Annotated in this window: 7 protein-coding genes; all 7 read right to left on the bottom strand. The window is 66.7% G+C overall.

From position 1 onward, the window contains the following. Positions 1–79 precede the first annotated feature (79 nt). Positions 80–2569: a penicillin-binding protein 1A gene (locus tag ACYQ00_RS05120; protein WP_460031087.1), complete on the bottom strand. Its 2490-nt coding sequence runs from the start codon at positions 2567–2569 to the stop codon at positions 80–82. A gap of 23 nt (positions 2570–2592) precedes the next feature. Then, a complete protein-coding gene (locus tag ACYQ00_RS05125; RefSeq protein WP_460031088.1) occupies positions 2593–3453 on the bottom strand; it encodes a hypothetical protein in 861 nt (286 codons plus the stop codon). A 139-nt stretch (positions 3454–3592) separates the two neighbouring features. After that, positions 3593–8101 (bottom strand): translocation/assembly module TamB domain-containing protein, encoded by a 4509-nt coding sequence (locus ACYQ00_RS05130; protein ID WP_460031089.1) that lies wholly within the window; start codon positions 8099–8101, stop codon positions 3593–3595. A 2-nt stretch (positions 8102–8103) separates the two neighbouring features. After that, a complete protein-coding gene (locus ACYQ00_RS05135) occupies positions 8104–9993 on the bottom strand; it encodes an autotransporter assembly complex protein TamA (RefSeq protein ID WP_460031090.1) in 1890 nt (629 codons plus the stop codon). Between the two features lie 151 nt (positions 9994–10144). Beyond that, entirely contained in the window at positions 10145–12865 is a 2721-nt protein-coding gene (locus ACYQ00_RS05140; RefSeq protein WP_460031091.1) for a molybdopterin-dependent oxidoreductase, read from the bottom strand. Between the two features lie 5 nt (positions 12866–12870). Continuing rightward, positions 12871–13842: a radical SAM protein gene (locus ACYQ00_RS05145; protein ID WP_460031092.1), complete on the bottom strand. Its 972-nt coding sequence runs from the start codon at positions 13840–13842 to the stop codon at positions 12871–12873. Positions 13843–13866: 24 nt separating this feature from the next. Then, positions 13867–15012: an ABC transporter ATP-binding protein gene (locus tag ACYQ00_RS05150; RefSeq protein WP_460031093.1), complete on the bottom strand. Its 1146-nt coding sequence runs from the start codon at positions 15010–15012 to the stop codon at positions 13867–13869.

The following is a 15012-nucleotide window of genomic DNA, read 5'->3' on the forward strand; positions in this document are numbered from 1 at the left end:
GTTTTTCCTGGATCCTCCTCTCGCTTCCTGGCAGGGTATGCGACGCGCTGGTGCGCACAGCCCTGTTTTCAACGGGCTGTTAAAAGATCTGCTTCAGCAGTTCCTCTTCACGGCGCGGGCTCTGGGCTCCAGGGGCACCGGGGGTCGTGTCATCGTAGCCGTTCTCGCGGCCGTAGAGCTCGTCATAGTACATGGCGGTTTCGGCGTCGTAGCTGGCGCCGCCGTGCTCCTGCCCGGCAATGAAGGCCAGATCGTACGTGCGGCCTGAGTGCTCGCCAACATCATACACCGTGCGGGTGACGATGCCTTCGGGCACAGGAAAGTCCTGGACGGGATAGTCCTCTTCCACCTGCTTGCGATAGTCGATCCAGATGGGCAGGGCCGCGGCCGCGCCGGTTTCCTGCTTGCCCATGGGCGAAAAGTCGTCATAGCCCACGTACACCCCGCTCACCAGATAGGGCGCGAAGCCCATGAACCAGGCGTCGCGCTCTTCGTTGGTGGTGCCGGTCTTGCCGGCCAGGGGACGGTTGAGCACGCGGGCCTTGGTGGCCGTGCCGCGCAGCACCACATGCTTGAGCATGCTGGCCATGATAAAGGCGTTTTGGGGGGAGATGGCCTGGTGGCCCTGGGGTTCATACACCTTGAGCTGCTTGCCCTGGTTGTCGGCCAGGGAGGTCACGAGCCGCGGCGTGGAGAGGGTGCCGTTGTTGGCAAAGGCGGTGTAGGCCTGGACGAGATTGAGGGGCGTGACCACCTGCGAGCCCAGCGCCACGGAGAGATAGGCCGGGAACTCTCCCAGGCCCAGGTCCCGGGCCCGGGCCACGACCTTGTCCATGCCGATGCGGTCAGCCACCTGGATGGTCACCAGATTGCGCGAAAGGGCCAGACCGGTGGTCAGCAGCGTGGGACCATAGAATTTATTGGAATAATTCTTGGGTTCCCAGAGTTTTTTGGAGCCGGCGTCCCAGATGGAGATGGGCCGGTCGTACAGCACCGTGGCCGGCGTGAAGCCGTTGTCCATGGCGGCGGAGTAGACGATGGGCTTGAAGCTGGAACCGGGCTGGCGCTGGGCCTGGGTGGCCCGGTTGAAGGAGCTTTCGTGAAAGTCATACCCGCCCACCAGGGCCACCACATCGCCCTGCTTGGGTTCAATGGACACCAGCGCGCCCTGGATCTTCACATTGGGCTGCAGGGTGCAGGCCACGCGGGGCACGGTGGGATCAATGAACTGCTCCGGCGCATCCAGGCTGACCCAGACTACATCCCCGGCCACAAGGGGCCGGTTCTTGCGCACCCAGGTGGTGGACGCCGCGGGGATGAATCCCTTCTTGGCGCCCAGCTGCACTTCTGCGCCCTCGGGCGAGACGCGGGTGATCAGGGCCTGGACATGCCCCTGGGGGATGCGCCCTGCGGGCAGGGCGCCGTCGCCGGCCAGAAATTCCTTGTACTGGTCCTGGGCGAGGTTTTTGATGGGGCCTTTCCAGCCGGCGCGGCGGGTGGCGCTTTCCAGGCCCCTGCGCAGGGCATCCTCGGCGGCCGTCTGGTGCTGCATGTCCATGCTGGTGAAGACCTGCAACCCCAGGGTATAGAGCGCCTCCTCGCCGGTGGCGTTGGTATCGAAGCCCAGGCCCTTCACGGTTTCGGGAGTCAGGTCGGCAATGAGCTTGCGGCGAACCTCTTCCAGGTAATACGCGCCGCGGCCAAAGGTAGGGTCTTCCATGGACTTGTAGTCCAGGGGCGCGGCCAGGGCGGCGTCGTAGTCGGCCTGGGAGATCCAGGCCAGCTCCAGCATGCGGCCCAGGACATACTGCTGCCGCTCCTTGGCCACCTTGGGATCATGGTAGGGATTGTAGGTGGTGGGGGCTTTGGGCAGGCCGGCCAGGAGCGCGCCTTCGGCCAGGGTCAGGTCGGTGACGTGCTTGCTGAAGTACACGCGCGCCGCAGCTTCCACGCCATACGCCCCGGCGCCCAGGAAGATGTCATTCAGATAGATACTGAGGATTTCATTCTTGCTCAGCCGGCGCTCCAGGCGGTAGGAGAGAATGGCCTCCTTGGCCTTGCGGATGTAGCTTTTTTGCGAGGTAAGCAGCAGCCGCTTGACCACCTGCTGAGTGATGGTGGACGCCCCCTGGACGATCCCCCCGGCGGCGACGTTCTTGCTGAAGGCCCGGAAGATGGCCTGCAGGTCAATGCCCTCATGCTCGTAAAAGGACGAATCCTCTGCCGCCAGGAAGGCGTTGACCACGTGCTGTGGAATCTGGGAAAGGGGCGCCAGGAAACGTTTTTCCCTGCCGAACATGCCCATGAGCTCGCCGTCGCGGGCGTAGACCATGGTCACCAGGGCAGGCTGGTAGTTCATGACCTTGTCGAACTCGGGCAGGCGAGTCTGCCGGCTCAGATCCATGGCCTGCTGGTGGGCCTGGGCCGGAGACGCTTGCGGAAGGGCCGGGGACGGTGTCTGCAAGGCCGCAGGCGGTCCGGCCTGCTGGGCGCGCGCCTCCCGCGGGGGCACAGCGCTCGTCAGCACGGCCAGAAGCAGCGCAACGGGCAAAAAGAGCGTGAAGTGCATGCCGGGCCTGGTGCTCCCTGATGCTAGCGGATGTTGAAGGTGAAGAGCCCGAGCAACTCGGAAATCTTCTTGATGGGATTGATCTTGGCCATGGTCAGCGGCTGCTTGAGGGTCACGTCCATGGAAAAACCGGCCGGGTTCTGCAGGTAGCGCAGGAGAGCTTGCAAGGACGAGACCGCTGCCGCATCCTGCTTCTGGCTGGCCAGGGCCACTTCTTCCTGCAGCCAGTCCTCCACATAGCGCAGCAGCTCCTTTTCCTCCTCGCCGGCGGCCAGGAGCACGCCGCGCAGGATGGTCTTGTCCTTGTATTCCACAGACAAAGACTTCAACGTCAACTCGTCAAAGCGCTGCTGCTTCAGCCCTTCCACGGAAAAATTCTCCAGGGCAAAGGCCATGCGGAAGGAGCCGCCCTCGGCAATGTCCACATCAAATTCCGATACAGTCAACCGGTTGGCCTCGGGCTCGTAGCGGTAGTCCACGGCCATGTCCACCACAATGGCCGGCAGCCCCAGTTCCTGGGCTGCTGGCAGATTCTCCTGAAAATTCCTGGCATCCACGGGGATGGTCAGGTCCTGCATTTCCAGGGTCAGGTAATGCGGCGGCTTGGTGTGTTTGCGGTCCACATTCCTGACCACCAGAGAGCCGATGGTGGCGTGGCGGCCGTCCTTGAGCTGAATGGCCACATCAGCCAGGGTCACGGACTGGCGCAGCAAATTGACGTGCAGGTCGCGGTACTGGACGCGGGCCGTGTCGCCGGCGCGGCGCAGCACATCCTGCAGCTTCTGATCCACCAGCCGGTCGGCGGCGATCTGCGCGGCAAAATACCCGCCGCCCAGGAGCACGGCCAGGACGACGCCGAGAATCGCAAACAGGCGTTTTTTCATGAGTTGGTCTGCATGGTGAAGGAATAAGGTGCGCACGAGGAAGGGATGCCTTCCGACATCTTACAGGATAGACCAGATTCCGCGGCGGCGCAATCAGCATTTTGCCGGCCGGATGGCGGAAACCAAGGCCCTGCAGGCCTCAGTAGTCGTGCTTCCACTGCAGGCCCACGCCCTCCTGGCCACGATCGTCCACGGTGCCGTGGAGCATCAGGTCGTTGGTGATGTCCACCTCCACGGCAATCTCATTGCTCTGCTCGCCCACGGGCTGGCGCACATCCAGACGCATGGAGTTCCAGGCCCGGTCCAGGAATTTGCTGGCGGCCGAGGGTTCGCCGCCCTCGCCGTCCCCGCTGTCCTTGCTTCCCTTGCCAAACGTCAGTCCGGGCAGCAGCTCGTCGTTGCTGCCCAGCATGTCCCAGGTGCCGGAACTGGTCAGCAGCATGCGGCCGGCCTTGGCCAGCTGCAGGGCCTGCAGGGCCGAGAGATTCTGCATCTCGCGGCCAAAAAGGATGCGCGAGAGCACCTCTTCCCGCGGCAGGACCGGGTCCGAACTCAGGGTCAGGTCCAGGGTGTCCGCATGGCCTTGCAGCTTGAGGATACCCGTCACATCGCCGGCGTCGGTGGTGGCTTCCACAGACACCAGCGGATCCGGCGGCCAGTCCCCGCCAAAGCCCACCTCGCCCTTGGACAGGGTGAAACGCTTGCCCAGAAAATCCACCCCCCCACGCGAGACGGCCACCACGCCCGTAAGCATGGGTTGTGCCGCCTGGCCGGCGATGGTCAGGTCGCCGTTCCACTGCGATTCCAGGCCAAGCCCGTGAATACGCAGGGAATTGGGGATAAGGATGCGGATATCCAGTTCCATGGGCCAGGCCGAACCGGCGTTTTTGGTCCGGCGGGCCTTCTGCACCTGGGCGACCGAGGCGTTGCCGTGCACGATGTCCAACTGATCCACCGGGGCCACGTCCGGGGGCAGGCGCGTGGGCAGAGTCACGGTGGCTGGCTTGATGGTCAGCACGCCGGCGGCCTTGCCGCCCTTGCCTGCGCCGCTCAGCCGGCCACCCACGGCCACGTCGCCGCTGACCTTGCCCGTACCCAGCTTGTGCCGCGCCGGGGTGAAGTCCTTGAAGGCGAATTTGCCCTCAAAGGGCATGTCGCCATCCAGCCGCAAGGAGCCCGTGGCCAGCAGCCGGCCGCCGGAACGGTCGCGGATATCCAAAGATGTCAAGGTAATGGCCGTATTACTGCCGCGGACATCCATGGTCACGGGGTCGAGCACTGTGCCCGTGCCCAGGGCCTCCACAAAGCCTTGTTCGAGTTTGATCCCGCCGCGTACCTGCGGGTTGGCCGGTGAGCCGGACACGGCCAGATCCAGGGTGAGCAGGCCCCTGCAGCGCGCATCAAAATGCTCCAGCATGGTGGAGAAGCGGGCCAGATTCACCCCGCCCGTGAGTGCGGCGTTCATGGCACCATCCTTGGGCGAGAAGGCAAACGGCTCAAGGGTGAAGGTGGCCGGCAGGCTGGCCGTGAGCGTCACAGGCTGGCCGCTGCCCTTGCCGCTTCCTTCCAGTCCGGTGATGCGGAGGGTGGCCTTGAGGCCGTCGCGCACCGCGGTGGCGTCCACATCCAGGCCCAGGGCCGGCAGCTCGGCCAGCAAGGGGTCACCGGCCATGCGCAGGCCCGTGCCGGTGGCGGCCAGGGTCACCTTGGGATTGCCCGGCGAGCCGGCAAGGCCGACCTTGGCCTGTACCTGTCCGCGAAGCCCCTTGAACCCTTCGGCCTCGTTCAGGCCCGGCAACTCGGCCAGACGGGCCAGATCCAGGGCGGCCACGGCGACTTCGCCATTCAGTTTGTCGGGGGATTTGACCAGGGAGGCCGTCAGTCGGGTCGGGCCGGCCTGCAGGGAAAGGCCCTTGACCTCCAGGGACTCGCCGCGCTGGCTGACCTTGAGCGGCGCCAGGAGTTTGGCCGGCAGGCCGGCATAGGCCGCATTCAGACGAGAAAGGGTCAGGTCCAGGCCGGACTGGCTGCCCTGCAGCAGGGTCACGTCCCCGGCCAGATCAGCCGAGACGGCCGCGCCGCCCACGTCACCATCCTTGGCCGCCACGGTGAAGGCGATCTTCCCGCCATCCCCCCTGGCCGTGACCGTGGCCGAGCCCACCCTGGCCCCGCCGGCCTGCAGTGCCGAGACCTGCAGGGAGAGCGAGCCCTGGGGCGCCTGGAGCACATTCCTGAGGGAGCCGGCCAGCCTGAGCCGGCCCAGGGAAAGATCCGCAGCCTGCAGCCTGCTGGAATCAAGCGTCAGTTCCACATCCTGCCGGCCGTGTGCGGCGGACAGGTTCGTTGAAAGCTGGAGATTGCCCGCCAGGGACTGCCCCAGGGTCTTGCCCAGGGGCGCAAGGTCCGTGACGCCGCCCTTGAGGGAGCCGTTAACCAGGGTGTTGGCCAGGTCCACATCCAGGGAACCGGCCAGGGAGGCACCGGGCCCGCGCAGGGCCAGATCCTGCAGCTGCAGGGCCTGACCAGTCAGACGATACCGCGTGGCCAGGGCGAAATCACCCTGCTCGCCGGACAGGGCCAGGGAAACCGAGCCCGCCGGCGCGGCGAACTGCGGGTCCCCGCCCTGCATGTCTGCACGCAGCACGACCTTTTTCAGGGCCATGGCCGGCGCGGAAAGGTGGCGGGCTTCCAGGGCCAGGGAGGCTGTGGGCGCGGCCAGGGCGCCGGTGGCGTTGAGGTCGAGCACACATTCCCCGCGCAGGGGCTGCCCGGCCCAGGGGGCCCAGGGCTCCAGGGGCGCAAGATCCGGCACGTGCATCCGCATCCCGGCGTTGAGCGTGCCGGCGGCCAGATCCACGCCGCCGGCAGCCTCCAGCCCGATACCCGTGCCGGCGAAGGCCAGGGAATCCAGGTCGATGGTCTGATTCCGCATCCTGGCGGCCAGGGTCAGGGTGGGCGATGCGCCCAGGAGCCTGGCTGCAGGCTCCAGATCAGGCCCCCGGGCAGCCAGGGCCTGCAGGCCAAGGGTCGCGTTGAGGGCGATATCCTGCCGGGCCAGATCCCCCGTGGCCCTGGCGCTGAGCACGACATTGCCGGCCAGGGGCAGTTCGGGCAGGCGTTCGCGCAGGCTCAGGCCCTCCAGCCCCAGGGCCAGATCCATCCTGCCGGCCGGGTTGATGGGGCCCGAGGCCGAGAGCACGGTGGTCCCGTCGCGCACGGCGAACGTGCGCACCTGCATGCCGCCGCCAGGGTCGGCCTCCACCTGCCATTCCGCATCAAGATCCGGGCCGATGTTCGCGGGCACTCCTTCAAGACGCAGGCCCGTGGCGTTGCAATACCCCACGGCCAGCACGCCGGTGAAGGGGCTGTCCAGCGGGGCCAGGGGGGCCAGCTGCGTATTGATATTCAGGGCCTCCACTTCCAGGCCCGGCGCGGAGGCCTGCTTCAGCTGGCTGTAGAGGGTCAGCACCGGTCTGGTTGGCGTGCCCGAAAGCTGCACGGCGGCGTAGAACTCCCCGGCCAGCACCTGCCCGGCCACCAGCCCCAGGGGGGCGAGGTCACGCGCGGCCACGGTGGTGTCCAGGGCCAGGGAATCGCTGGTCAGATTGCCATCGCTGCGCAGGGTCACGGGGCCGGCGTCCAGGAACAATTCATGGATCCTGATGCGGCTCAGGTCCGAGGCCGCCTCCACAGATGCCGTCAGCTGCACGGCCTTGCCCAGGGTGCGGATGGCCGCTCGGGCCTGTGCCGGGGCATCGGCAGGCAGGAGATGTTCCAGGGGAAGCACGGTCAGGGTCAGATTGGCCCGGGCGTCTTGATCCTGACGCTCGGGGACGGCCAGACGGACCTCGCCTTCCAGGAGCGTTTCCTGATCAGCCGAGGCGGCCAGGACGCCGCGCCAGTCCTGTAACGGCCCTTCGCCAGTCAGGGCTCCGCCCAGGGCCATGTGGCCGGGAAGGCTGACCAGGGAGGCCACCAGTCCGCCCGGCGCCTCCTGCAGGCGGGCGTCCAGCCCCAGGGTCCAGGCGGCGAGGTCTGCCGTGGCCTGCAGGTTCAGGGTGGAATTATGGCCGTCGATGCGCGGAATATCCAGCCGGGCGGTCACACGATCGCCGTCGCTGGTGGCCTCGCCAAGGACGCGAAATGCCGCGGCCTGGCCCAGCACGGTCTCGCCAAACTCCAGCCGCTCCACCTGCAGGGAATCCAGGAAGATTTCCGGAAGCGAGAGCCGTGGCAGGGGCCACAGGGGCGAGGGCGGCTCCTCCGATGCCTCGGCTTTGAGTTCGGGCGGCGGGAGATGGTCCAGACGAATCCGCTCGGCAGAGACCGCGGCCACGCGGACCCGATTGCGCAACAGAGCCAGAGGGCTCCAGTCCAGGGAGAGCCCGTCGATCTCCAGCCAGGGGCCTTTGGCATCGGACAGGGCAAAACGCTCCAGCCGCAGGGTGAAGGGCAGCCGGCCGGAGAGGCCGCGGACCTCGGCCGTGCCGTTCTCGCTGGCCAGGGTGGTCGCCAGGAGCGAGGCCAGCTGCCGGTGCACGGGCGAGGTCTGCAATGCCAGCAGCACCAGGAGCGCGAAGACCACCGGCGTGGCGGTCAGGCCGCCCAGCAGCCAGAACATTTGCCGACGAGTGATACGCATGGCCATGCTCAGAACGCCTGCCCGACGCTGACGTACACCTGGAAGGTATCGTCGCTGCTGCGGGGGTCAAAGGGGAAGGCCACATCCAGACGCAGGGGGCCAATGGGCGTGGCATAGCGCAGGCCCAGGCCGCCGGCCCAGAGCAGGCCGTCGTTCAGGTCGTCCCAGGAATCAAATACATTGCCGCCGTCGACAAAGGGCACAAACCCGAGCTCCTCGGTAATGCGCAGGCGCATTTCCATCGAAACTTCAGTCAGATAACTGCCCCCCAAGGGATTGTCGCCGCGCATGGGCCCGGCAGTCTGGTACTTGTAGCCGCGCACGGAACCGCCGCCGCCGGTGTAATAGCGCAGCACCGGGGGCAGTTCCTCGCCGGGCAGGCCCAGGTAGCCGCCCAGGGTGCCCCGGCCGGCCAGGATGAGCCGTGGTTTTTCCAGCAGCATCAAAAAGCCGCGGGCCTGGCCTTCCAGCTTCAGGAAGGCATCACTGCTCATGGTGGATTCGCCCACGCTGTAGAACGGCTCGGCCAGAAAGCTCGCCAGCACGCCGCGGGTGGGGTCCAGCACAGAGTCCCGCGAATCGAAGGAAAGGGTCATGGGCGCGGAAACCAGCGAATATTTCAGTTCGTCCTGCTCGGGCCGGGCCTCGTCGCGCAGCACGTCAGCCTCGCGAAAGGCCAGCCCGGCCGCGGCCTTCCAGCGCGGACTCAGCTGTCGCTCCACCATGGCCTTGGCCGTCAGGCTGTCGGCTTCATAGGCGGAGGTGTCTTCGGTTTTGACTTCCAGGGAGGTGCGCAGGGCCTGATCCGGCCGCAGGAATTTGGGTTTGTCAAACTCGACCACGGCCTTGGATTCCAGCAAGGCCGCCTCCAGGGTGATGGCCACCCGCTCCCCCGCGCCCATGAGGTTGCGGTGCTCCCAGCCCAGGGAGATGCTCGGGCCCACGTCGGTCTTGTAGGCCGCGCCGGCCTTGATGGTCCGGTGTTTGCGCTCGCCCAGGGTGACGATGATGTCCACGGAGCCGTCCGCGTTGGGCGTGTCTGCCGGCAGCGCTCCGACAGCGCCGAAGAGGTTCAGCCGGGCCAGACGGGTTTCCAGTTCCCGCAGGAGGTCGTGGTTGTACGGGTCGCCGGGCTTCCAGAGGGGTTCGTCCTCCAGAAAGGAGGTCTTGACCGTGGTCAGCCCCTCAAAGCGGGTGGCTCCGAAGGTGGCCTTGGGTCCGGCGGTGAGGGAATAGACCACCCGCACCGTGGGGGCCTCGGTGGAAGCCATGACCAGGGGTTTGGCCGCCGTGGCGTAGGGGTAGCCGGTGCGTTTGAGGTGCGCGACCAGCTTGCCCTGCACATCCAGCACGGCCTTGGCCTGGAACGGGCCGCCCACGGCCAGCCCCAGCTCGGCAAAGGGCGGGAAGGCGCTGGTCGCGTTCGTGCCTGCCAAATTGGCGGGCTGGTCGGCCAGCTCCACCTCGGCCTTGGTGAGGATATACACCGGCCCCGGCGCGATCTGAAAACGCAGCACGGGCGGCTGGGCCTCGGCCAGCACAGTCACTTCCACGGTGGCGTTCAGATGCCCGCGGGCGATGAGGGCCTTTTTGAAGGTCTCGGCGTCATCCTCGCCGCGCTTGCGCAGCAGGCCCTGGGAGGCCACGGGCGAGTTCTTCTGGGTTTCGGTCTGGGACAGGGAAGTCAGGAACTGAGCCAGTTCCGGGCCCACGCCCTCCAGCTGCACGGCATAGCGGGTTATGGCCGGGGCGTCTTCCGGATCAATGGCCTTGCCAGCCTGCTGCGCACCAGTGTCGATGAGGTCGGCAGACAAGGCCGGCGAGGCTCCGCACAGCATGCAGCCTGCGAAAATCATGACCAGAATTCGTGCAACCGCAATGGCTGGCAGTGTGCGCATAGGCGAATTCCCGATTTCAGTAGTGCGAATTGTTCTTTTCAACCGTCCTTTTTGTGGCGTTTTTGTCCAAGGGGGTCAAGAAAATATTCCGCAAAAGTCGTGAAACCGTCTGTCGGCCAGCATCCCCGTCAGGAGCGGGACCAAACCGCGATCAGGCCGTCCGCCCGGGGAGCAGGGCCAGCCAGCGGGCGACGAGTTCCTTGCAGAACCGCTCGCTGGCATCGGCCAAGGCCGGCAATTCCGCGGCCAGGGTGTCAAAGTAGGCGGCATCAAACACATTTTTATACCGCGCATAGGTCCCCTCCCGGCCCTCGCGGAGCACGGCGGCCCAGGCGGCCACGGTCACGGCGTCCACCTCCAGATGGAACTGAAAGCCGTAGGAAACCTTGCCGACGCGGAAGGCCTGATTGACGCACCCCTCCCCCCGGATCAGCAGCTCGCCGCCGGGCGGGAGGTCAAAGGAGTCCTGATGGAACTCCATGAGCCGTGGCAGAGTCAGCCCTTGCCCGACCAGGGGATCGCCCTCCCCGGCTGGCGTCACGGCATGCTGGAGGAAGCCGAATTCCAGGCTGTCCATGGTGTAGCAGCGCGCGCCATGGGCCCGGGCCAGCAGCTGGGCGCCCAGGCACACGCCCATTACGGGCCGGGCCTGGGCGTCGAACTCCCGCATCAGCCGCATCAGGGGCTGAAAATGCGGGCAGTCGGCGTCGTCCCAGGCATGCTGCGGGCCGCCAAAGGCGACCATGGCGTCAAAGCCCTCCGGCGTTTCGGGCAGGGGCTCGCCTTCGAAGGTCCGGACCTTGTGCAGCCGGCAGCCCTGCTGCTCCAGATGGGTCAGCATCACCCCGCCCAGGGAGTGCGGCCCATGCTGGACAATGAGGATGTTCCGGCCCGTGCTGCCGCCCTTGCTGGCAGAGCCGGGCGCGGGGCGCAGATCAACCGTGGCTTCGTAATATGGCGTGCCATTGCCCACCCGGCTGACCATATCTTTGATGAGCCGGTTCAGGTCGTGCCCGGCCCGGATCCAGCCGCCGCGCTCGGCCACCAGGATATCGGAACGCATGCCAGGGACAATCCGCAGTCTGGCCCGGGCCGCGCCGAAGGGGCTTGTGACCAGCACGGGCTGGCCATTTCCCAGACCGCGGGCGGCGGCCACCTCGGCGCTGCATTGGACCTCGGGCAGGGGCTCGTGGTCAGCCATGGTCCGCTCGGAGCAGATGTGGCGGTGCGGGGCGATGGTCAGCAGACGCAGGGGATAGTCTGGATCCACTGGGGCTTGCGGCGGCAGGAGCGCGGGATCCATTTCCTCAATGAGCCGGAACCGGCCCGAGGGTGTGGGAAAGACGCCATCGGCAAAGGGCACCATGGGCGCGTTCAGGCGGAAGGCCCCCTGCCGGAGCTGCTCCAGGGAACAGCCCTGGCCGGTGATGGGGGTGCAGATCGTCTCCAGCCAGTCGCGCTCACTGCGGCAAAATTGATCTGCAAAATCAAAGCGTTTGGCCAACTCGTAAAACATGCGGAATTCTGATTTGCACTGCCCCACGGGCGCGATGGCCGGGGTGACGGGACCGACGTAATTGTGCCCATAACTGGCGGTGACATCTTCTTCTTCCAGAAAGGTTGTGGCCGGGAGGAACACATGGGCCAGGGCGGCGGTGTCGTCCAGAAAGTGCCCGGAATAGACCACGAATTCCGTCGTGCGGAAGGCCTCGGCCACCTTGTCCGAACGTGGCGCGGTGCAGACGGGATTGGCCGCGGTGACGTAAATCATGCGCACCGGTGGATTTGTGGCGGCGAGGATCTCCTCGCCCACCCTGGGCATGAGCAGGGTCCGGCGCGGGGGGCGGATGGAGTCGCCCCAGTAGAAGGGATCGTAGGGGCCGTATTCCTCAAAGCCCTGGCTGACGCCACCGCCAGCCACGCCGATGTTGCCGCTCACCGCGCCCAGGGCGTCGATGGCCCGGATGGCCAGATGGGCCTGCTCGTGACGGTGCAGGCCCCAGCCAAGGAGGATGGACGTGGGTTTCTGGGTCATGAGGGTTTCGGCCAGATAATCGGCCTCGGCCACACTGACGCCGGCCCGGGCGCAGAGTTCCTCCACGCTCCAGCGGCGCACCAGCTGCAGGTACCCCTCCAGGCCCTCGGCATGCTGCTCCAGAAACGTCCGATCCTCCAGCCCGGCGTCCAGGATGCGCCGGGCCAGGGCCAGGGCCAGGAAGGCGTCGGCGCCGGGCCGGGGGGCGATGTGCCGGGTGACGGCGGCGGCGGTCCTGGTGGGCGCGGGGTCGATGAGGATCACCCGACCGCCACGGCCCATGATCTCCCGGGCGATGGGCATGAGGCTGATGTTCGTGCTCACGGGGTTGCGGGCCCAGAGGATCATGGAGGCGCTGTGGTAATGATCCAGCGGATCATGGGACACACGCTCGCCATAGTCCAGATTCTGGGAGGCCTGGCCCGTGCCGCCGCAGAGCGTGCCGCGCAGAAAGGTCACTCCACCAAAGAGATTGAAAAAATATCTGTTGAGCAGCTTCAGGGCCGTGCGCTCGCCAAAACCCTGATAATACAGGATGGATTCATGGCCGGACTCGTCGCGGTATCGGCGCAGGCGTTCGGCGATGAGATCCAGGGCCGTGTCCCAGCTGACGAGCTCCCAGCGGTCCCCACGCCGGAGCATGGGCCGGGTGACCCGCTCGGGACTGTAGACCCGGCTGACGTACCGCGAGGTCTTGTGGCAGGCCTTGCCCCTGGTCAGCGGGTGGGCCGGGTCCCCGCTCAGGCGCACGAGACGGCCCTCCTCCACGGTGGCCAGCAGTCCGCAGGTATTGGGGCAGTCTCTGGTGCAGCTGGTGGTGACGATGTGTGTGCGCATGCAAATCACTCCTCCGGGCTGTTGGCCGCCCCGCCTTCAGTCGTGGCCCGCAGCAGGGCCAGACAACCGCCCTGGCAGCGCCGCATGAATTCCTGGCACCCCGCGCAACCCGTCGGGGCCTGGCCGGTGCGTAGGGGGCGCACGGCCTGGGCAAAGTGGCGCATGAGGGCCGGGGCATCGGGAAAGGCGGTCACGTCCGGCACCTGCACATCCTGCATGGGCAGGCAGTAGGAGGCGGACAAATCCGGATGCACGTCCATGGACGGGTGGCAGATGCCCCTGAACTTCATGGAGACCTGTTCCAGATAGCGCCGGTCCTCGGGGTCCAGGTCGCACAGACGGACGCTGCAATCAAGCCCCGTGCGCACACCCCGGGCCTCGCAGGCCCGGACAAAAGCCACCACCTCCCGCAGCAAAGCCCTGGCAGCTTCGGGCCGGCAGAATTCGTTACTCCCGCCGGCCGCGGGACGGGAGATGTCGTAGCGCACGGCCGTGACGCCATACCGCTCGATACCTTCCAGCAGATACTCCCAGTCGCACTGCTGAGGGGAAAAATTCTTGGAAAAGGTAATCCGCGCCCCCACATCCTGCAATTCGGCCAGGGATTCATGCAGGGCCTGCTGCTGGCTGCGGGAATAGCCGGCCGGATCATTGTAATTGATCACAAAGTTGGACACCCGCGGGACAAGGCGGGGGATGAGCCGGCGGGCCTGCTCGCGGGAAAGCAGCCCATTGCTGAAGAGCACGGCGGCGATGCCGGCGTCGGTGGTGGCCTCGATCATCTCCGCCAGGCGAGGATGCAGGGTAGGCTCCCCGCCCAGAAAAGCCACGGCCGGCACCCCGGCCCGGCTGGCCCAGTCCAGAAACGCTCCGAACGCCTGGGCGCTCATGTGTTCGGGATGCTGCGCCGCCAGGGGGCGGGCAAAGCAGTATGGGCAGGCGAGATTGCAACGATAGGTAACAAAGAGATTGATCATGCCCGGCGCCTCTGCCCCTGTCCCCTAGGCGTTCGCGGGCGCAAGGCGCAGCCCCGTGTGTGCGTCAAAAGCCAGCAGTCCTTCCGGGTGCAGCAGGGCCACACCCGTCACGCTGCCCACAGCCAGGCCACGGCGGGCCAGCAGCGCCGTTTCCACCAGCAGCCGCAGCTCGGCTGTCCCGTTGCGCACGGTGAGCACGGACTTGAGCCCCAGGGGTTCCACGTCCGCCACCTCGCCGCGGATGGGCGCGGTTTCGGGGTCCGCCGGCGTGGCGGCTTCCGGCCGCAGGCCCAGCTCAAAGTCCACCTGGGCCTTGCCAAAAGCATCCCGGAAACACCGGGGCGCCGGGATGACCCCGCCGGCAACCTCCACCACGGCAGACTGCGGCAGATACCGCGCCGGCAGGCAGTTGATCTGCGGCGCGCCCACGAACTGCGCGGCCTCCTTGTCCACGGGCAGGTCGTACAGCACCTGCGGGGGGGCAGTCTGCACTACCCGGCCCTGGCGCAACAGGGCCACGGTATCCGCAATGGCCAGGGCCTCGGTATAATCCGGGGTGGCCATCAGGAAGGTCGCTCCGCCGTGGCGCTGCAGCCGCCGCAACTCGGCCCGCAGCTCGATGCGCAGCATGGCGTCCAGGCTGGAGAGCGGCTCATCCAGCAGAAACAGCCGCGGCGTGCGGATCAACGCCCGGCCCAGGGCAATGCGCTGGCGCTCCCCGCCGCTCATGGTCTTGGGCAGACGATCCAGGATGTGTAGCACCTTCAGCGTCTTGGCCAGGGCTTCGACCTTTTCCCTGATACTCTCGGACTTCTCCCCGCGAATCTTCAAGGGGCTGGCCATGTTCTGGTAGCCGGTCTTGTTCGGGTACAGGGCCAGATTGTCGAAGATCATGGCCACATCCCGGTCCTTGGGTTCCCAGCCCTGCATGTCCCGCCCGGCCAGGAGCACGCGGCCGGCGTCGGGCTGGTCCAGGCCGGCGATGAGGCGCAAGGTGGTGGTCTTGCCCGCGCCGGCCGGGCCCAGAAGCACGGTGAAGGAGCCCTCGGGCACGTGCAGGCTCACATCGGCCAGAGCCTGCACGCTGCGGAAGGATTTGTGCACGCCGTCCAGGGCAAGCACGGGCGGGCACTGGCAGGCGCCGGACGGGGAATCGGTCAATGCGGACAT

This window comes from Megalodesulfovibrio paquesii, assembly GCF_054653055.1.

Coding starts and splice junctions, on each gene's coding strand:
- ACYQ00_RS05150 (WP_460031093.1), bottom strand. CDS start 15,012: ATGTCCGCATTGACCGATTCCCCGTCCGGCGCCTGCCAGTGCCCGCCC.
- ACYQ00_RS05140 (WP_460031091.1), bottom strand. CDS start 12,865: ATGCGCACACACATCGTCACCACCAGCTGCACCAGAGACTGCCCCAAT.
- ACYQ00_RS05145 (WP_460031092.1), bottom strand. CDS start 13,842: ATGATCAATCTCTTTGTTACCTATCGTTGCAATCTCGCCTGCCCATAC.
- ACYQ00_RS05125 (WP_460031088.1), bottom strand. CDS start 3,453: ATGAAAAAACGCCTGTTTGCGATTCTCGGCGTCGTCCTGGCCGTGCTC.
- ACYQ00_RS05120 (WP_460031087.1), bottom strand. CDS start 2,569: ATGCACTTCACGCTCTTTTTGCCCGTTGCGCTGCTTCTGGCCGTGCTG.
- ACYQ00_RS05135 (WP_460031090.1), bottom strand. CDS start 9,993: ATGCGCACACTGCCAGCCATTGCGGTTGCACGAATTCTGGTCATGATT.
- ACYQ00_RS05130 (WP_460031089.1), bottom strand. CDS start 8,101: ATGGCCATGCGTATCACTCGTCGGCAAATGTTCTGGCTGCTGGGCGGC.